The 19318-nt window shown below is 54.1% G+C and carries 15 protein-coding genes; 6 read left to right on the top strand and 9 right to left on the bottom strand.

Going from position 1 to position 19318, the window contains the following annotated elements; all coding sequences use genetic code 11:
- Positions 1 to 16: 16 nt before the first annotated feature.
- From FYZ48_RS05370 to FYZ48_RS05360, 3 genes are all read right to left on the bottom strand, one after another.
- Positions 17 to 448, bottom strand: coding sequence for an acyl-CoA thioesterase (locus FYZ48_RS05370; protein WP_149338278.1), 432 nt, complete (start codon positions 446 to 448; stop codon positions 17 to 19).
- Between the two features lie 94 nt (positions 449 to 542).
- Entirely contained in the window at positions 543 to 2549 is a 2007-nt protein-coding gene (locus FYZ48_RS05365; protein ID WP_149338276.1) for a sodium:solute symporter family protein, read from the bottom strand.
- Positions 2549 to 2833: a DUF3311 domain-containing protein gene (locus FYZ48_RS05360; protein ID WP_145044813.1), complete on the bottom strand. Its 285-nt coding sequence runs from the start codon at positions 2831 to 2833 to the stop codon at positions 2549 to 2551. Before FYZ48_RS05360 ends, FYZ48_RS05365 begins: the two co-directional genes overlap by 1 nt.
- A 370-nt stretch (positions 2834 to 3203) precedes the next feature.
- Between FYZ48_RS05360 and FYZ48_RS05355 the strand changes: the two genes are divergently transcribed.
- The 6 genes from FYZ48_RS05355 (at position 3204) to FYZ48_RS05330 (ending at position 9540) form a co-directional block, all read left to right on the top strand.
- The gene (locus FYZ48_RS05355; RefSeq protein ID WP_149338273.1) at positions 3204 to 4265 is read left to right on the top strand and encodes a 3-keto-disaccharide hydrolase; all 1062 of its coding nucleotides are present in this window, start codon (positions 3204 to 3206) and stop codon (positions 4263 to 4265) included.
- A 251-nt stretch (positions 4266 to 4516) separates the two neighbouring features.
- The gene (locus FYZ48_RS05350) at positions 4517 to 5113 is read left to right on the top strand and encodes an NfeD family protein (protein ID WP_149338271.1); all 597 of its coding nucleotides are present in this window, start codon (positions 4517 to 4519) and stop codon (positions 5111 to 5113) included.
- Positions 5114 to 5251: 138 nt separating this feature from the next.
- Complete coding sequence (gene floA, locus FYZ48_RS05345; RefSeq protein ID WP_149338269.1) at positions 5252 to 6301, top strand: flotillin-like protein FloA; 1050 nt, start codon at positions 5252 to 5254, stop codon at positions 6299 to 6301.
- An 83-nt stretch (positions 6302 to 6384) separates the two neighbouring features.
- On the top strand, positions 6385 to 7101 hold the full coding sequence (locus FYZ48_RS05340) for a hypothetical protein (RefSeq protein WP_149338267.1): 717 nt from the start codon (positions 6385 to 6387) through the stop codon (positions 7099 to 7101).
- A gap of 67 nt (positions 7102 to 7168) precedes the next feature.
- The gene (locus FYZ48_RS05335) at positions 7169 to 8275 is read left to right on the top strand and encodes a glycosyltransferase family 4 protein (RefSeq protein ID WP_145044805.1); all 1107 of its coding nucleotides are present in this window, start codon (positions 7169 to 7171) and stop codon (positions 8273 to 8275) included.
- Between the two features lie 62 nt (positions 8276 to 8337).
- Positions 8338 to 9540 (top strand): CinA family nicotinamide mononucleotide deamidase-related protein, encoded by a 1203-nt coding sequence (locus tag FYZ48_RS05330; RefSeq protein ID WP_149338265.1) that lies wholly within the window; start codon positions 8338 to 8340, stop codon positions 9538 to 9540.
- A gap of 16 nt (positions 9541 to 9556) precedes the next feature.
- Here the strand turns inward: FYZ48_RS05330 and FYZ48_RS05325 are convergent, their stop codons facing one another.
- The 6 genes from FYZ48_RS05325 to FYZ48_RS05300 form a co-directional block, all read right to left on the bottom strand.
- Positions 9557 to 13813: a DUF4332 domain-containing protein gene (locus FYZ48_RS05325; RefSeq protein ID WP_149338263.1), complete on the bottom strand. Its 4257-nt coding sequence runs from the start codon at positions 13811 to 13813 to the stop codon at positions 9557 to 9559.
- Entirely contained in the window at positions 13810 to 15141 is a 1332-nt protein-coding gene (locus tag FYZ48_RS05320; protein WP_149338261.1) for a metallophosphoesterase family protein, read from the bottom strand. Before FYZ48_RS05320 ends, FYZ48_RS05325 begins: the two co-directional genes overlap by 4 nt.
- 197 nt (positions 15142 to 15338) lie before the next feature.
- On the bottom strand, positions 15339 to 15758 hold the full coding sequence (locus tag FYZ48_RS05315) for a response regulator (RefSeq protein ID WP_149338259.1): 420 nt from the start codon (positions 15756 to 15758) through the stop codon (positions 15339 to 15341).
- 325 nt (positions 15759 to 16083) lie between these two features.
- Positions 16084 to 17115, bottom strand: coding sequence for an alpha/beta hydrolase (locus FYZ48_RS05310; protein ID WP_187781879.1), 1032 nt, complete (start codon positions 17113 to 17115; stop codon positions 16084 to 16086).
- Between the two features lie 213 nt (positions 17116 to 17328).
- Positions 17329 to 18612: a beta-ketoacyl-ACP synthase II gene (fabF, locus tag FYZ48_RS05305; protein ID WP_149338255.1), complete on the bottom strand. Its 1284-nt coding sequence runs from the start codon at positions 18610 to 18612 to the stop codon at positions 17329 to 17331.
- A 175-nt stretch (positions 18613 to 18787) separates the two neighbouring features.
- On the bottom strand, positions 18788 to 19276 hold the full coding sequence (locus FYZ48_RS05300; protein WP_149338253.1) for a 3-hydroxyacyl-ACP dehydratase FabZ family protein: 489 nt from the start codon (positions 19274 to 19276) through the stop codon (positions 18788 to 18790).
- Positions 19277 to 19318: the final 42 nt, after the last annotated feature.

The raw sequence follows: 19318 nt of genomic DNA, 5'->3' as shown, positions 1-19318 counted from the left end.
GTCCCTGCCGGAAGAGTCAGGTTGTGGGATGCTGTGAGTCTTCAATTTTCTGTTGAATCCACTCGGGGATCTCGATGGACTTCATCGGTTCGCCATGCGTGAAATGGCAGCAGACGGTTTTCATGCGTCCTTTGGCGATTTTGGTTTCGTCCCGCCAGAAATCGTATTCGATAGTCAGCGATTTGACGCCGACCCGTTCGATAGTGAGACGAATTTCGAGGAGATCACCATAGAAAGCGGGAGATTCAAACGAGCATTGGGCGGAGACCCGCGGCCAGCCGATGACGGAGCCGTCGGGCTGTTTATCGACGATGGTCATGCCGAGTGAGCGATAGTATTCGTGCTCGGCCTGTTCCATGTATTTGTAGAAGTTGGAGAAGTGGACAATGCCGGCCATGTCCGTTTCGTGAAATTCCACACGGCGAATTGTTTTAAAAGTGCAGGACATGCATCTCTCAATAGAAATCAGAAAACAGCAGACTGCGGCCTTAAACCTGCAGTCTGCTGTGAGATTAAAACCTGTTACAGGCGGTTCCGGCGAATCAGTCTTCCGGGAAGAACCGCACGAGGGTTTCCTTGCTGGGAGGTCTGGTGACCAGGGAGACCAGGATCATGGCGACCGCGGAGGCGACAACCATGGTGGCTACCGGCATCATGCCCAGGAAGGTGTAGTTCGGCTTCAAGGCGTAACCGGCTTCTTTAAACAGGTAGAGCCAGGTACCGAAGGCGACCAGAACACCTGCATAAGCGCCGGGCTTGGTGAGGCGTTTCCAGTAGACCGCAGCAAAGATGATGGGGAACAGGCTGGAAAACCCACTGAAGCACCAGACACCCAGGGTAAAGACCCGCCGCGGCTCCAGCAGACTGAAACCGTAGGTGATCGCTACCACCAGAATAATAAAGGTCCGGGCCATGAGGACAACCTGTTTATCTGTAAAACGGTCTTTTCCACCGTAATGCACGACAATGTCTTCGGTAAACATGGTGCCGATACAGAGGAATTGACTGTCCAGCGAAGACATGATGGCCGCCAGAATCCCTGCCGTCAGGAAGCCGGCGAGAACGGGGGAGGTCATCTTCTTCACCATCGCCGCGAGGACCGCGTTCGCGGGGAAGTGTGGCGGGAAGAGCGGTGCCCCGTTGAAGGTGGCGGAGGTTGCCCAGACACCGACCAGAACGCAGGGAACCCAGACAATCATGATGAACAGCGGGTGTGCGACCACGGGAAGTTTAAACGTCCCTGCAGAACGGGCGGTGAGCCAGTGCTGGAACAGGTGGGGGAACATCCCGACCGAGAGGGGGACGAAGAAGTAAGTGAAGAAGACGAGCTTGCTCATCGGATGTGGTGCATCGGGAGCCCAGTTGGTGGCCCGATAGACGCCGAGCGCTTTTTTGATCGTCCACTTTTTACCCTTGGAAGGATCATTGGGATCCAGATCGTGGTTGGGATGGCCGATTTTATCGCCGAAGATCAGCATGGCCTGTTCGTCTTCCGCGTTGGCTTTCCGCGGATACTCCTGCAGGGCATGATGCGACATCAGGTCGGTGGTCCACTTCTCGGGGAAGGGATCCGGCATGACGCGGTCGTCCTGTTTGAGCAGGGCTTTGTTGGTCTGTTCGGTGGTCAGTTCGTAGAGACCGTTCTTGGCCGCGTAGACGGCTTCGGCGGTCATCTGCCAGTTGGGCATACGTGGTTTGAATTCCTCGTAAGCTGCGGCTTTCTGCTCGGGAGTGAGTGTCAGTGTTTTGAGGACGCGGGTCGCGTAATTGTATTTGGCGATCAGGGTCCAGGTCTCATATCGTTTCGCATAAGCGGCACGGTCTTTGGGATCGACGGCCCGCATGAGTTTCGAGGGGTTCTTTTCGAGCACCGCATCACTGGCAGCCTGCAGGCCACCCAGTTTGGTGGAGATGACGAAGAAGGTGACGACACCGAGTATCATGAACACGATGGTCTGGAATGTGTTAGCCCAGGCGGTTCCCCGCATCCCGCCAAAGAAGACGTAGATCAGTACGACGAGGCTGATGACCAGCGAACCGAGCCAGGGGGGCACGCCGTAATCGTAGGCGGCGAAGGCGCTGTCGAAGGCACCTTCCGTAATACTGCTGATGACCACGCCGGAAGACATGACGCCGATCAACAGATAAGGGATTACCAGGCCGACGAGAATCGGGAAGAGGATCACGCCGATCTTGTCGCTTTCCAGACGTTCGCGGAAGAACTGAATCTGGGTGGTATAACCGTATTTGTGTCCCCAGGACCAGAGTTTGATTCCGAGCAGGAAGAAGCAGAGCGAGTGGATGATCCCGCTGGAAGAGGCGAGCATCCCGTAGACCCCGACCCCTTCTTTGTAGGCTTCCCCACTGGAACCGACCAGTGCGAAGGCGGTCATCGTGGTGCCGAAGATCGACATCAAAAGCAGAAAGGGGCCAATCGAATGACTGGCGAGCATGTAGTCCTTACTGGTTCCTTTAAACAGACGACTGGAGAACACGCCCAGAAACAGCAGCAAACTCAAGTAGATTCCAATAATTACCAACTGAATCATTATTCTGTGTCTCCTGTTTCCTGGTCAGATTCTGGGGCAGATTTGAGGGCTGCTGTGGGAGCAGGTGCCGGGGCGGGGGAATCCTGGGCGATTTCTTCCAGATGGTGAGGCCAGGCAAATTTGGTCGCCAGAAACCAGACGATGGCGGCGCCGATAGAGATTCCTGCCTGGTAGAGCAGGGTGATCGGCATGAATCCGAAGATGAGTCTTTTGTCATCCCAGAGCCAGTTGTCCTGGTGGAGAACGATTAGTATGACAACCAATCCATAAACGGCGTATCTCATAGGTCATCTTTTCTGTGTTGCAAGAGTCATGACAGGGTGGGTCAGGCTCTGCCGGGGCAGAACCGATTTCGGCGGGAAGCAGGCTCAAGCGACGACCTGCAGAATCGCACTATTGAACTATTGTGCCAAAAATGAAGTGAGGTCACAACATACCGGTTCGTTTTGTCGTCATAATCCTGCTGATCGTACCCTCGAGTTCACGGAAATGTTAATGTTCGTTAACACCGGAACTGCTCTTTAGGAGCCGTGATAGAGATGAGCCAATCCTGAATTCAAGGCTTGCAAATCGGGGTGAGTCTCCTCAGAATGGGGGCTTACATAAAAGGGTCGGACTATTTCGACTATGGCTTATAGAGAGGATAGGGAATCAATGTTGCGTCAGGCGTTCGTAGGATTGTGCTGTTTAGGCTGCGTGATGACATCCGCAGCATTTGCTCAGGCCCCTAAAGGCGACAAGAACTATGCCGTAGTCGATCTGAAGAATGTCGACGATGATTTTTTCTATCAGGGTGAATACTATGGATCGCTCGGATCCGACTGCAACTGGTGTGGCTCCGCTGCCCTGGGGCTGCAGGTGGTCGCCCGCGGTGATGGACATTTCATCGCCTCGCTTTATCAGGGCGGACTGCCCGGCAATGGCTGGGACCTCTCTGCCCGTGAAGAGCTGGAAGGAACCCGGGACGGGGACGTTCTGACACTGCAGGGAAAAGACCTGACGCTGCAGGTTTACAAGAATGGTCCCGTAGAAATTCTGGATCACAGAGGACACCTGCTGGGCCAGCTGACTAAATATCAGCGGAGCAGTGTGACTCTGGGCGCAACGCCACCGCCGGGGGCCACTGTGATTTTCGATGGTTCTTCTGTGGATGAGCTGACCGGGGGCGAGATCACTCCCGGAGGTCTGCTGAAAGAGGGAACCGAGTTCAAGCATACCTATCGCAGCTATCGCCTGCATGTTGAATTCCGTCTGCCTTACATGCCTTACGCTGTCGGACAGGCACGCAGCAACAGTGGGATTTATCTGCAGAGTCGCTACGAAGTTCAGGTGCTGGATTCATTCGGCCTGGAAGGGGTTGAGAACGAGTGCGGTGGTCTGTACAAGCAGAAGCGTCCCCGCATCAACATGTGTTTTCCACCTTTGTCCTGGCAGACTTATGACATCGGTTTTGTTGCTCCCAAATTCGATGCGGACGGAAAAAAGATCAAGGATGCTTACATCACCGTGCTGTTGAATGGGGTTCCCGTCCACCAGGATTATGCGATTGTCGCCAAGACCGGCGGTGGTAAGCAGGAAGGACCGGAACTGTATCCGATTAAGCTGCAGGATCACCGGAATCCGGTTCGTTTTCGAAACATCTGGATCGTGGATCTGAGCGACCAGCCTGATCCACAGTACTGCTTTCCCTGCCAATCCCTGCTGTGTGACAAATAAGCAGTTTTCAGAGCCCTCGTCTGTCTAATCCCGGCTGCGCTGAGAATACGCGCAGCTGGTAGAGCGGGATATTTCCGTTCGCGTCTTGTCTTGCCGATCAAAGCAGGTACAATAAGACAGCGGTGTCGTAAGCTGCTGTCTGGCACAGGCATACGATATTGATGCCCCATGTGATTCACCTGCCGGTCCCAGCTGTTCTTTGCGGGATTCCAGGTCGGGTGAGCTGATCGCAAGGAGAGTCGAGAGGTCTGATGGATTATTCGCTGATTGCCATTCTGGGCTTGATCGTAGCATTGATGATGTTCGTGGCTGAGATCTTCATTCCTTCGGGAGGGCTGATCGCCGTGCTGGCATTGTCGAGCATGGCTGCCTCGCTCTGGGGGGCCTGGATGGCCTGGTGGGGAACCAGTCCCGCTTTCTGGTGGACTTATATCGCCAGTATTATTGTGCTGATACCCACAACGATTGGCATGGCAGTCAAAATCTTTCCGAATACCGCCTGGGGCAAGAAGTTCATTCACGAAGTACCGACCCTGGAAGAAGTCAGTGGTTTCCAGGCCGAGACCGATCATCTGCGGTCATTAGTTGGGAAAACAGGAAAAACGCAAACTCTTTTGAACCCCAGTGGGTTTGTCATCGTTGACCATGAACGGCACCACTGTGAAAGTCAGGGCATGATCATCGATCCGCGTGTGGATGTGGAGATCATAGCCGTGGAAGGGACGCGTCTGGTCGTGAAAATGGTTCAGAAACCCGTCAAAGAGAGTTCCGATACAGAAGAAAAATCTGCTCCAAAACGCGAATCGCTGGCTGATGGTTCTTTCGATTTTGAGGTTCCCGAAACCTGATTCTATCAGCAGGCTCTGGAGTCGAGTCCGAAAATTCTCTACAATGACCAAATCCGGATAGCCGACAGGTTGCCGAGTCGAGTTCCGCCGTAGCAAACAACACCAGGATCTACTTTTTCTCAGGACAGGAAAGCAGGAATGAGCACCTTGAATCTATTAGCGGCCGATGATAACACCACTATCATCTGGATTGTGGGTATCGTCGTTTTTCTGTTTGCGCTGTTTATATTCGCGTTGTTTGCCCGGTTTGCCGGTTTGTGGATTCAGTGTAAGTTGACGAAAGCCAAAATCGGTTTCTTCGACCTGTTGATGATGACGATTCGTAAGGTCAACCCGACCATTATTGTCCGCAGTAAAATCATGGCAATTCAGGCAGGGGTCACCAAGTCGTATGATATTTCGACGCGTGATCTGGAAGCCCATTATCTCGCGGGGGGGAATGTGCCGAATGTGATTCGTGCTCTGATTGCCGCTCAGCGGGCGAAAATCGATCTGGACTGGCAGTCAGCCCAGGCGATCGACCTGGCGGGCCGCGATATTTTAGACGCGGTGCGGACGAGCGTATATCCCAAGGTGATTGACTGTCCTGATCCCCGGAAGACCAACAGCACGTTGGATGCAGTGGCAGGGGACGGAATTCAGTTAAATGTACGGGCCCGGGTTACCGTGCGAACCAACCTGAAACAGTTGGTCGGTGGTGCAACCGAAGAGACCGTCATCGCCCGTGTGGGGCAGGGGATTGTGCAGGCCATCGGCTCGACTGCTACTTATGAGCAGGTTCTGGAAAATCCGGACAAGATTACGCAGATCGTATTGAACGAAGGTCTGGAAAAGCAGACCGCTTACACAATTGTTTCGATCGATATCGCAGACATTGATGTGGGTGAGAACATCGGAGCCCGGTTGCAGGCGGATCACGCTGAAGCGGAAATGCGGGTGGCACAGGCGAAAGCAGAACAGAGGCGTGCAGAACAGAAGGCTCGCGAGCAGGAAATGGTCGCGTTGACCCAGGAAAACCGGGCTCAGGTAGTGTTGGCAGAAGCCAAAGTACCCGAAGCGATCGCCGAGGCGTTTCGTTCCGGAAAAATCGGGATCCTGGATTACTATGAGCTCAAAAACGTGCAGGCCGATACCAAGATGCGTGACATGATCGGGACTCCCGAACGGGAACCGTCTACAACCAGCTAAGCATGAGCCGTGTTTGATTGTGAAAGGGATTCACAGCCAGGCTGATGCGACTGGACAGGATTAAAGAGCGACTGGGGTAAATTATGAATCTTCCGATCTTAGCAGCAGACTGGGTGGGCGCCGTAATCGGTATCCTGTTTCTGCTGATCAGTGCCGCCAGTGCAATCGCGAATGCCGCCAAGGAGAAGAATAAAGCACAGCCCGGCAAGGCTAAAGAGAAAGCCCAATTGCAGAAAGAGCTGGAAAAATTTCTGCAGGATGCGATGAATCCCCAGCAGGCTAAGAAACAGGAACCGCGCGCACAGCAGACCCGGGCAGCGGAACCGACCGAGATCGATTTCTTTGAGGATGACGGTATTGAAGCAGCTGCCTCGACGCCGCGTCGACAGCGCCGTCAGAGAAAACCATTACCGTCAGCTTCGAGTAGTTATCAGCAGAAGATGCAGCAGGCCGCCAGCAAACCTCCTGAGCCCAAGCCCAGGAAGAAAAAAGTCACCCATCGCGAGCGCAACGAACTGGAAGAGCAGAAGCGGCAGAAGCGACTGGGCGGATCTCTGCGTGATCGAATCGAAAAGACTCAGAAGAAACATATGCAGTCCCGGGTGCATAGCCAGATCGACAGTAAAGTCGGCCAGCATTTTTCAGATACTTTTGGTAACCGGTCGGGAGGCAGCAAGCTTGGCCCGCGGATTGGGGCAGCCCAGCTTTTGCGCGACGCACTCAAGGACAAACAGTCATTTCGCCAGGCTTATATCCTGAGCGAAATTCTCTCCCCACCGAAGTCACGACGTCGTTCCTGATAAGCGTCTCAGGCGGTCTCGTCTCCTCGAAACACACAGAAGCAATACAGCGCTGGAAAAAGAGTGAATGAGTAAAGTTGATTCCTCGATGAAAGTTTTGCTGTTTGCCGGGCCGTTTGAACTGCGGGGAACCTCTGCCTATACCCTGCGACTGGCCCATTACACCGCCGATTATGGCATCCGGGCACGCGTGGTCTGTCCTGATGCGTCGAAAGTCGATCCGGGCATTCGCAGTAAGCTGGATATCACCGAGTATCGGAACCTGAATGTACCGATTCTGGGGCAGGCGGTTCTGCGTCTGGTCAAACAGGAAGCCGAGAAGAACATCCCGGATCTGATTCACATCCAGTCGCGACATGTTCTGCCGCAGGGACAGTGGATGGCGCGAAAACTGAAGCGTCCGTTTTTGCTGACGGTGAATGACTATCTGCAAAGCGATGAAAAACTGCGCATCGATTTAAAATGGTGCCGGGGGATCATTACCGTCAGTGAGTCGGTCAAAAAAGATCTGATCGCCCGCACCGGACTCCCGGAAGATTTCGTACTCGTGATATCCAGTGGCGTGGATGTCCCCGATGTTTCCCACCTGTCACCAGTGTTATCACTGGATCATCAGCCGGTCGTCGGAACGGCTGGTCCGCTGGAAGCCATTAAGGGACTCCCTTATTTCCTGGGAGCCGCCAGTCGTGTGCTGGCGGAGAATCCCAACGTACAGTTTCTGATTTCAGGCGCCGGTCCCGAGGAAGGGAACCTGCGGCATCTGGCACGTGACCTGGAAATTACGGCGAATGTGACCTTTGTACCCAACCTGTATGACTTCGCCATCTCACTGGAAGCGATGGATATATTCTGTCTGCCCTCATTAAGGCAGGGGTTGGGGACGATCATGCTGGAAGCGATGGCGCTGGCCAAGCCAGTCATCGCGACCGGGGTTGGGGGCGTGTATTCGGTGATTCGCGATGGGGAAACCGGGCTGGTGATTCCGCCGTCCAACAGCGAGTCGCTGTCCAACAGTATTCTCGAACTGCTCAATGACCCCTTGAAAGCTCGAGCAATGGGTGAATCGGCGCGGGAACTGGTGCGTCAGCAGTTTCGGGTGGAGACGATGGTCGAGAAAACAGTCGAACAATATCAACTGGCTGTGCAGGGTGCAGTCAGTACGGGAAGTGCCTGAGGCACATTCTATCAAATAGCAGCAGGTGAAACGAACTGTTCCACCCGAGACGGAAATTAAGAATGCAAGCAGAGATTATTGCGATTGGCAGTGAGCTGACTAACGGCGAAAAGCTGGATACAAACAGCCAGTGGCTGAGTACGGAACTGGCGGCGGCAGGGATTGCAACGCACTTTCATACGACGATTGCTGACAACCTGGATGAGATCATCGATCAGCTGCGACTGTCGGCTTCCCGTTCCGATCTGATTCTGATCACGGGGGGACTGGGACCCACACTGGATGACCTGACACGGCAGGCGATGGCGGGACTGACGGGTACGGATCTCGTGCTCGATGCAGAATCGCTGGCGATCATCGAAAGCATGTTTCAGAAACGCTATCGCGAAATGCCCGAGCGGAACCGAATTCAGGCGATGTTCCCCGAGGGGGCAGAGCCCATCAAAAATGAACATGGTACGGCACCGGGAATCTGGATGATGGTCCCCCGTGATGGGGGAGAGGGGATCTGTCATATCGCGGCGATGCCGGGTGTTCCCTCTGAAATGAAGCCGATGTTTTATGAGTCCGTGCTCCCGCGACTGGTTCGTGGAACGCGAATCATTCGCTTTGCCCGCATCAACTGCTTCGGAGTGGGGGAGTCAAAGACCGAAGAACTGCTGGGAGATATCACCAGCCGCGGACGTGATCCGGAGGTTGGCATCACTGCTCATGAAGCGACTATCACGCTGCGAATCAAAGCGATGGGTGAGTCTAACGATGATTGCGAGCAGAAGATATCAGCCACCTATGAGCAGATTCGCGAACGACTGGGTGACTACATTTTCGGTTACGAAGATGAAGAACTTGAACACGTAGTGGTGACCCTGTTGAATGAGAGTAAGCTCAGTGTGGCGGCCAGCGAGTGTGGCACCGGAGGACTGCTGTCCTATCGGTTGACCGAGGTCGCGGGTTCGGCGGACTGTTTCAAAGGGGGGGCCGTACTGGCGCGTGTAGATACGTTTTCTGCAGACGGCGCACTAGCCCTGGCGAAATCCACGCGGGAAACGCAGACCAGTGATTATGGTCTGGCCATTCTGCTGGATCTGAATCAGTCCTGGCAGGACCGTGAAAATGCACCACAGGCCTTCGTGGCTCTCGCGAGTGATGACGGAGCCTGGGTGGAGGAAATCGGTTTAACCGTCAATCGTGCTATCGCCAAGAGCCGCATTTCCAAAGCGGCTTTGGATCTGTTACGGCGCAAGTTGTTGAAGATCGAACGTTAACTCACAAGGTATGCAATCAGGCGGCCTGCAGCTTGCGGGCTTTCTGTGACCAGTGAATCCAGTCGGAGACTTCTTCCAGGTCGGGACGTTTGGCGTCTCTGAGGATGCGTTGCCCCTTTTTGGTTTTAAGAAACGAATTGACCTTTCCGAGCAGATCCTGTGGGATCGCCCGGGCGATCATTTCGGGTTCGGTCAGGCCGCACCCTTCGAGGATCTGGGCGTCGTGTCCGCGGAGTCCGGGAATACAGCAGACGAGCTTCGTCTGTTTCTTCCATTTGCGGATGGTCTGTTTTCTGATGTGTTGCACGTTGAGTTTGTTCGCAACGAACTCGGGATTACATTCCAGCAGATCATTCACGGTAAAGACGCCCGCGGCTTCCAGGCGTTCGGCTGTCTTCGGTCCGATGGAAGGTGCATCTTCAACGGGCATTGAACGATTCAGGTAAAAGGGGGGAATGTTCGGTCCCTGTGAATCGGGGGTGGGGTGTGAACCATCGTGCCGATATTCCCGTTTTTCCTGAGGTGGTTCCTGCTCTGTTTGTAAGAGGGACTCAGAGGCTTCTGGCGAAAACGTACGCGCCTGTTGTGCGCCGAGGATCCATTGTTCCACACGGATTTCTGTGATAACAGACTGCTGTGGAATGTCCGAGGGATCCTGGCAGGCTTCCACCAGCGACCAGAGTTCTTCAAACGTCATGCCGGCGATTTCGTTGGGTTCGGTGATGCCACAGGAGACAAGTAACAGCGCGTGAGTGGGTGCCAGACCGCGGATACAGGCAGCCAGTCGAGCCTGGCTCTGCCATTCGAAGATCAGACCCGCGGTCAGACTGTCGTCGTCAACTCCGTCAGCAATTTCGTCGGCAGAGAAGGTCAGCAAATCGCGGATGGTCCAGATGTCTGCTTCCGTCAGCGACTGAATCTGTGAGTCAGTCAACCCGGAAAGGCAGTCCAGTGGATCTGACCAGTCGAGCTCATAAGAGAGTACTTCGAGGGTTGCTGGTTCTTCATAGATCGACTCCTCTGAGGGCTCGGTATATTCATCTTCTTCGATTTCCTCATCAACAACTTCTTCGACTACGGTTGTCGGGATCACTTCGGGGGCGTGACTGCGTGCCACATCAGAAGCCGGCAGACGGACCGCAGTGATGCCCTGTTCTTCGAAGAGTTGTGTCAGATGCAGGTGACAGGTGAAGAGCAGGATCTGCTGTCCTTTGGCTGCAACGGCATTCAAAGTTTTGATCGCAGCCCGTGTCCGTTCCTGGTCGAAGTTAACGAGGACATCATCCAGGATCATGGGGAGCTGTACTCCCTGGTTCCGGAAGCGTTCCACCATCGCCAGGCGGATTGACAGGAACAGCTGCTCGCGGGTGCCGCTACTGAGTTCATCGACGGTCAGCGTGTGCCCCTGGTCGTCGTCGATCTTGGGGAACTGCTCGCCGAGTGGAGTCCAGATGTTGGTGTATTTGTCGTTAGTCAACTGACGCAGGTAGTCAGAGGCGATCGCCAGCGTTTCGGGTTGACTGGTCCGTTCGAATTCGGAACGCAGCTGATTGATGCCAACGGCGGAGAGTTCGGTCGAGAACCAGAGTGAACCCGCTTGTCGAATCTGTTCCTGAATCTGTTCCCGCTGGAACCGCAGTTGTGCGGAAGAACGATCCGTTTTCGCATTCTGGTAGTCCTGTTTAAGTCGCCCCATATTCTCGGCGACGCTGACCAGATCGCGTTCGATGTCCTCCAGTTCCAGGTTGAGCATGTCCAGATGGTCGGTATTCTGCTGCAGATCGAAATTGAGCAGATCCTCTTCGACGATGGCCATTTCCTGTTCGCTGCGACTGATCTTCTCGAGTTCCGCCTGGGCGTCGGCCAGCAGTTCTTCCAGTTGCAGACGCTCATCAATTGAGTTCGCCCGCTGCAGGAATTCCCCGCGATTAGCGGCACCGCCCTGGATCAGCAGAGAGGAACGCTGATGTTGCAGTTCTTCGAGTGAGAGCTGCAGGGTATCTGCTTCCTGACGCAGACGCTTTTCTTCTTTCCGCAGTCGAGCCCGTTCTTTCCGCTGTCCCGAGAGTAGTTCGAGTTCGCGTTCCCATTCTCCGACCACTTCAAACGGGCGATCGAGCTGCTGCTGATTCCGGTTCAGTTTCAGCCCCAGTTCCCGCACGCGACGGTAAAACATGTTGACGATGTCGCCCAGTGGTTTAATTCGTCTCAGTTCCTGTTCGCGTTGGGTGGCATACAGGCTGGCATTGGAAACCTGGTGCCACATGCGGAAGGCGTCTTCAATTTTCAGTGTTTCGGTGAGACCCAGCTGTTTCAGACATTCACACCATTCGTGACGCTTGCTGCTGAACTCGCGCTGGATTTCCTGCGACCGGTTGCGGAGTCGCACCAGTCGCTGTCGGGTTTTCTGAACCTGTTCCTGCGAAGCCTGCAGCTGTTCCAGCTCTGAGATTTTGAAAGCCAGATCGTGCAGCAGCTCAGTCCGCAGGACATTCTCGTCATTGAAGCTCAGTGCCGGTACCTGTTCGCGATGACGCGGGTTGCTCAGAGAATGTCCTTCTTTGACCAGCTTCAGGGAGAAGTACTCGTCTTCCAGCAGGCGGTCGATTTCCTGGCGCGTTTCACGGAGGTGGACGTCGAGAGCCCAGTTTTCATCCTGGAGTTCATCCGCCTGGTCGTTGACATCGATTTCGAAATGCTTCTTGATCGCCCAGGTCAACCCTCCCAGAAACAGGCCGGTCAGACAGTAGATAAAACCGACCAGGGAGGCATCGGTGACCCCACGCCAGATCCCCGCCAGTAACAGCAGCGTACCGGCGATGGCAAAACCGAAGAGTGTTTTTTTGGCCCAACCCGGAATGCGGGAGTGGGTCTGCAGACGATCCAGTTGTTCGCGGACGGCTTCCTGGCGGATCGAAAATTCGGATTCGCGGAACCGCAGCTGACTGAGTCGCTCAAGGTGCTGCATGCGTTCGCGGGCGCGTTTCAGTTCCTGTTCGATGGACTGTCCATTGAGCAGGCGTCCCGATTTTTCCTGCAGCTCAGCCAGTTTTTTCTGGTAGCGGCGGGAGACCTTCTTGTAACGCTGGTGTGCCTGTTTGCGTTTGTGTGACGCCGCCCGGTATTCGCGGGCTGCCTGAATCAGTCGCTGATTATTGTCCGGCGTGGTTTGAATGTGTGCCAGCGCATCGACCGACAGATTCTGAGGCCGATACTGTTCGAGAATCTGTTCCAGCCTGCGGACTTCGGTCTGCCCTTCCTGGAAATCCAACTCCAGGGAAGCGATCCAGTCTTTCTGGTCTGCCAGACTCTGGATCTGGGCTGCATGTTCCAGTAGTTCATTGTCCGATTCGTATTGTTCGATTTCCTTGCGGAGCCGTTTGATTTCGGCTTTGACTTCGATTAACCGGGATTCGGTCTGTTTAATTTTACGATCATATTCATCGAGTTGAGCGATGCCATCCACGGGGAAGTCATGGACAACGGGCAATTGCTTCAGTTTGTGATGCAGGTTCTGAACTTCCTGCCAGGGCTTAAAGACCCGTTCCAGGAAACGATGTCCGCGGATCTGGTACTGCAGTCCTGACTTCCGTTTCTTCAGACTGTCGGATTCTTCGCGGAGCTGCTGGAGTTCGTTAGACAGCTGAAAGAATCGCTGCGACTGCTGCTTCAAACTGGCGAGCTTACTGTTGACTTCATCCAACTTACGGTACAGGTCGACCAGCGAGCCCGATTTGAGATTGTGGCTCAGGCAGTTCTGTCTGTTGGCTGCGATCTGCTGCGATACATCGAGGATCGCCTGACCTTCGGGGCCGAGGGAAAGACCATAGATGTGGCGGGCAACCTGCTCGCCGTGCAGCGTGCCCAGTTCCTGCAGTTCGTTCAGACCAATGGCGAACACATTCTCGTAAACACTCTCTTTGACTCCCGCATGGAGTGAACTCAGCAGTTCCTGGCTGGAAATACCGCGTGCTTCTGCCTGGAAGGAGAACTGTCCGCGACCGCCGGCCCTGGACTGGCGACGGATCTCGTACCGCTGTCCCTGATGTTTAATGTCCAGCAGTGCAGACCAGGGGGTTGAATCCGATACGCGTGGCTGTTCGCGATTTTCCTCGGGACGAAATCCATAAAGGATGCCCCGGATCATGCGCATCAGGGTCGACTTGCCCGTTTCATTCGGGCCGTAAAAGACATTGATTCCCGCCTGCAGGGGGGCCAGATCCAGGTCATGCCAGTTTCCAAACCGGTCGACGTGAATGCGAGTGATTTTCATGAGTGATGTTCCTCATCCGTCGAGATGTTGAGCCAGGACTGTCCGTTGCGGATGGCTGTATTGAAGATCTGCACTTCATCGAGCTCTGCAGCGATGGACGTTAACCGCTGCTGCCACTGCGGGTCGAGATGACCGGCGTGGGAGATCAGTCGCTCAAGGGGGGCATCAAAGCGCGTGCGAAAGGATTCCACCTGTCGCAGATAGGAATCGGTCAGTTCGGTGCCCGATTCCCGGTGCTGTTGAATGGGGGTGAATTCCAGCTTGAAAGTGTGTTCCAGTTGGGGAAGCTGTTGCTGTTTCAGTTCCTGCTGCAGTGCAGAAGTCAACTCCGCCTGTTGTGTGGCGTCTTCCAGTGCATCAAGCAGGGATCCACTGCCAGACAGTTTCCAGCAGACCATCCAGAGTCGTTCGTGCTTGCCTGGTTTCCGCGATAACAGTGCGGATTTCATCTGCTGTCGCAGGTGAGCTGTGGAAGTGTGTGGCTCCAGTTCCAGCTCAAGCGGGAGCCAGCGCACCGGGGCGACTTTGATACGTCTGAGTTCCAAAGGTGCCTCTGAATTGACGATGGCCAGCGTGACGCCATTCTTCTGGTATTCACCGAAGTTCAATCCCTGGGCCGTTCCCGGATGATGGGCAACACCGGGCTGCATTTCAAACGTATGGTGGCTCGTCCCTTTGGAGAGTGAAAGGTAATCCACGGCGACTTCGCTGCTGTCATCGTCGCTCTGGAAAGCATCCGGGACGGCCAGCGAGAATGAATCGAGTTCGAAGGTCGCTGATTCCTCGGCGGTAGTGGATGAAGCGGGCGTCATGCAGCCAATCGACAGGGGACGCTGGTTGTGTTTGTTGAACAGTTGATTCCGCTGTTTCAGTTTCAGTGTCTGGTAGGTTTTCGCCGGCGCAGATCCGAAGAGCTGCAGAGTGGCCACCGTTTCCGTTTCGCGGAGAATGTCGAAACGTTCGTGATCGCCGGGTGAGAAGAAGGTGACATTCTCGGGCCAGTGATATTGCAGGTCCCAGGCACTGAGGGGATCTGATTCACCGGGAATGACCAGTACTTGAATATTGTGTGCGGCCAGTTTCTGAAAGCCATCGATGAGTGCAATACGGGCGCGGATGCTGTGATCTGATTCGACGAACGTATTTCCCGTCAGCAGCAGGAAGTCGACACTCTGATCCAGACAACTCTGAACCAGATTGGCAAAAGAGTTCAGCGTGCAATCTTCGAGCAGATGCTGCGCTGCTTCCGAAATGGTAGCGACTCCCTGCGGCTGATGATCGAGACGCAAGTTCGCAGCATGAATAAAGCGGGTTGGTACATATGACATGGCAGACTCCTTTCCGCCGCATAACCTGTCTGGCTCAAAAACTCCGTGGCCCGGAGGAGCGCCGTAGACAGGTCAGCATTCCAGAAATTAATTTCGGGCCGAAGTGTACTTCACTGTGCGGTTTAAGAAAAGTCGAGTCTGCAAAAATCCGTTGTGCAGATTGCCAGGATCACCAGGATGTTCAAAAAGCTGTTGGCTCAGTTACCCAGCCAGAATGGGACGTTGGGGTCCTGGTAGGTGTCGACGAGAGCGTGAGAAACGGTCGTGACTAACTCCTGTCGCTTGACTGGTTTAGACAGTACTTCGTAAGCATTCGCGGCACTGGCATCCTGACGCAATTCATCTGTCGCATCAGCGGTAATCAGAATGCAGGGGAGCAGAGCATTGATCTGTTTCAAAATCCGGACGGCTTCCAGACCTGTCAGAATGTCCATGTGCATGTCGAGCAGAACGATGTCGACGTGTGTCTGTTCCACGAGCTCAATCGCCTGTTCCCCCGATTCCGCCTCAAACAGCTGGAAGTAAGGGGCCAATACCTCTCTGAGGACTTCACGGAAACCGGAGTCGTCATCAGCAATCAGTAATTGATAAGGAGTTTGCGATCTGGCTTGGACCATAACACAGCTCACCGGAAAGACAGAGCCCCATTGTCGGGGGAGATTTATGCTAACCCTATCTCAAAATCGGGATGGGGCAAATAGTGATTCGACAGTGAAAACATTAGCAAATCAGATACCAATGTCGGTTGTATTCAGGAGTGTGTTGTTAAGTTCTTACATCAAAGGTGGTTATATGATTATTGTATTTCCATGACAGAGTTTTCAACTGTTAATTTTCCGGGGAGAACACAATTAATCTCTGTCAAATAGGCAGAGATGCATAAAGAATGAGGCTCGCACCACAGGTGATCTGCCACTGTTTTGGTTGCAGAATTGCCCCGGTTCACTGGTGTGAGACGAGTGCAGACTCAGATTTCACATCAGGATCAGCAGCGTCAGAGGCAGTTTTCTCCTGCGTTTCAACCATCTGTGAGAAGAACTCCACGAGCCGTTGATCGTAAAGTTCCTGTTGAGCGAAGCGGCCGGCGTTGTGCACTGCACCCGGGAGTGAGCATAACGAGGTCTCAGAGTGATGAATGCGGCCGATGATCTGCTCTGACATGCAGGGCACGACACTCTGATCTTTCTCTCCGACGAAGAACAGCAGTTTTCTGTTTTCCAGGTTACGGAGCAGGGGCTTGAGATTAACGAAGCGACACCCCTGTCGCCGTTGAGTGAACCAGACCATAATGCGAAACGCCCGGGTCACCTCCCACGTTGGGACCAGCTGAATAAACAGGCGTGGTAGAAAACGTTCTCCCCAGCGAATCGCATGATCGAGGAACAGGGATTCGTTGATAAACGCGCCTTCGCAGGCAATGTACTGGATTTCGGGTTTTCTGGTCGCAACTGAGAGGGCTGCTGCTGCGCCACGACACATTCCCAGCAAGCCGAGAGGAAGTTCTTTCAGTTCCGCATGCTGGCGGAGATATCTGATGGCTGCGCGGGTGTCGTTGAGTTCGTGTTCTGACAGCCAGTGCACGGAATTGTAATTCGGGTCCTGATCGCTTTTGCCATGATTGCGAAAATCAAACGTAAACACGGCGAAGCCCGCATCCAGTAAGCCGCGACACTGGTAGAGTCCGATCTGTCCCGACAGCCGAAATGGGTGGCAGAACAGAATGACCCCCCGCGGTGGGGATTGCGCCGGAAGTGCCAGCAGACCTCGCAGTGTCAGGCCGTCGACGGAAGGAAAGGAGACGGACTCAATTTGAATCCCGGAGTCTTTGTCAGGTAGAGTATTAAGCGTTCCAGCCAGCTGAAAACGATCTGGCAGGGGCGCATAGAGAACGGGGTAAGCAGCCCGGATGATACAATATTGGATGATTAACTCGATGCCGATCAGTATCAGCAGGCACCAGAACAACCAATTCACTACCGTCTCCCTGGAAGCGAAGTCGCTGCCTAAGCCTGCAGCAGCGACGATGATCATACGTTGTTGAAATCTTGATGACGCACCGCCCACAGGTCTCTCACTGGGGGAGATCCTGGGGCTGCTTACAGTGTAATCAGTTTTTGTCTGAGCGTCTCTGTCAATCTGGACGGTTTACGGGATATTGTGAAATAACCCGTACAGATCAGCAGCGGTCTAGCCATTGAATTCAGAAAAGATCAGAGAGATGTTCTGACCGCCGAATCCAAAGCTGTTGGAGAGTGCTGACGTGACATTCTGCTGGCGGGCTTCGTTGGGAATGTAATCCAGGTCGCAATCCGGATCGGGGGTTTCGTAGTTGATCGTGGGTGGCACGACGTTGTCACGAATTGCCATCAGGCAGGTGATCGCTTCCACGCTGCCTGCTGCGGCGATCAGGTGGCCCATCATACTCTTGATGCTGGAAACAGGAACCTTGTAAGCGGTGTCACCCAAGGCGCCTTTGATGGCCCGGGTTTCCACTTTATCGTTGACCGCAGTACTTGTTCCGTGAGCGTTGATGTAGTGAATGTCTTCGGGATTGAGCTGGGCGTGGCTCATTGCCATTTTGATACATTTGATCGCCCCGCGACCTTCAGGATGAATGTCGGTCACGCGGTAAGCATCGGCACTGGAACCATAGCCAACCAGTTCGCCATAAATCTTGGCGCCCCGTTTCTGGGCCCGTTCGAGGTCTTCCAGAATCATCATACCTGCACCTTCGCCTAACACGAAACCATCGCGGTTGCGGTCGAAAGGACGCGATGCCTTGGAAGGATCTTCATTGTGCGTTGAAAGGGCGGTCAACAGGCTGAACCCGGTAACGCCGAAGGGGTGAATCATGCTGTGGGCACCACCCGAAAGCATGATATCAACATCGCCACGACGGATCAGTTCCGAGGCTTCGCCAATCGCCTGGCTGGAAGCGGCACACGCGGTCAGACAGTTGAGGTTCGGACCCTGAGCGTTGAACAGGCTCGCCAGGTGACCGGCGGGCATGTTGGGTTCCTGTTCCAGTTCGAACAGCGGATTCAGCTGTTCCAGACCGGCTTTGGTGAATTTCTCCAGGTCGACGTGTCCGTCATTCTGGGCCTGGGCGATCAGTTTCATGAACTGGTAAAAGTCCTGCTGACCTTCGCCGGCACCGAGGTACACACCGAAAGTGGAAGGATCGAAGTCTTCGTCCAGGATACCCGAATCTTTCACGGCCTGGGTGGCTGCGCCGATGGCGTAGCGGATGTTGCGTCCCGAGTATTCAAAGCGGTCGAGGTTATCGACATAATCTTCGAGGTGGAAGTCGTGGACTTCGGCTGCGAAGCGGGTGGGAAAATTGGAAGCGTCAAAGTGAGTGATGTTGGAGATTCCGCACTTGGACTCCTGGAGAGCTTTCCAGGTATCTTCCACGGTTTTCCCTAAAGGAGTGATGGCCCCAATACCTGTGATCACAACGCGGCGGTTCATAGCTTTGAATTCTTGTTTTAAATTGAAATTGGTAACAGCAGGCAAATCAGAGTGTTGTTTGACCCAGCGAGTATGATTTGCAGCCCGTAATTAGTTTGATGCTTCGATCAATGAATTATTATTGTAGCCCATTTGGAATCAAGGCTTCCATACCAAGGTTTCAAAAATAGCCGCTCTAAGCCTGTTCTTCACCTGTTCCAGCCTGACCCACGTCCAGAATTCCCAGCAGATTCATGGAAAAGACGAAGTTTTTCTGGTCGATCTTGCCAAATTCGGAATCACTCTGGTCGAGGTGGACAAAGATGATGCTGCCCTCGGCAACCAGGCGGTCTCCCACCATGGCGGTCACATCGACAGCACCCCCTTCATCACCAGCATTGGTGATTTTGGCGGTATAGATGAGCTGATCACCCGGGCAGGCCCAGCTGTGGAACGTCATCTGGGGCACTTTGGCCAGAATCACGATGTGTTCGAAATCATTGATCTCGCCCAGCAGAATTCCCCCCGTCTGGGCCATGCCTTCGATCATCAGGGATCCGGGCATCACCGGAAAACCGGGGAAGTGGTCGTGCAGATGCTCTTCGGCCAGTGTCACGTTTTTGACACTCTTTGCGTAAGAGCCGCTCTCGAATTCAATAAAGCGGTCAATCCAGAACCAGCGCATTTCAGCGAACCTTATTGCAGGTGACTTAAAGCTAAAGCAGAC

Origin of the sequence: Gimesia chilikensis, from assembly GCF_008329715.1 — a bacterium.
Classification (GTDB): Bacteria; Planctomycetota; Planctomycetia; order Planctomycetales; family Planctomycetaceae; genus Gimesia; species Gimesia chilikensis.
The sequence above is the reverse complement of the archived record's forward strand: the minus strand, read 5'-3'. Positions and strand labels throughout refer to the sequence as shown.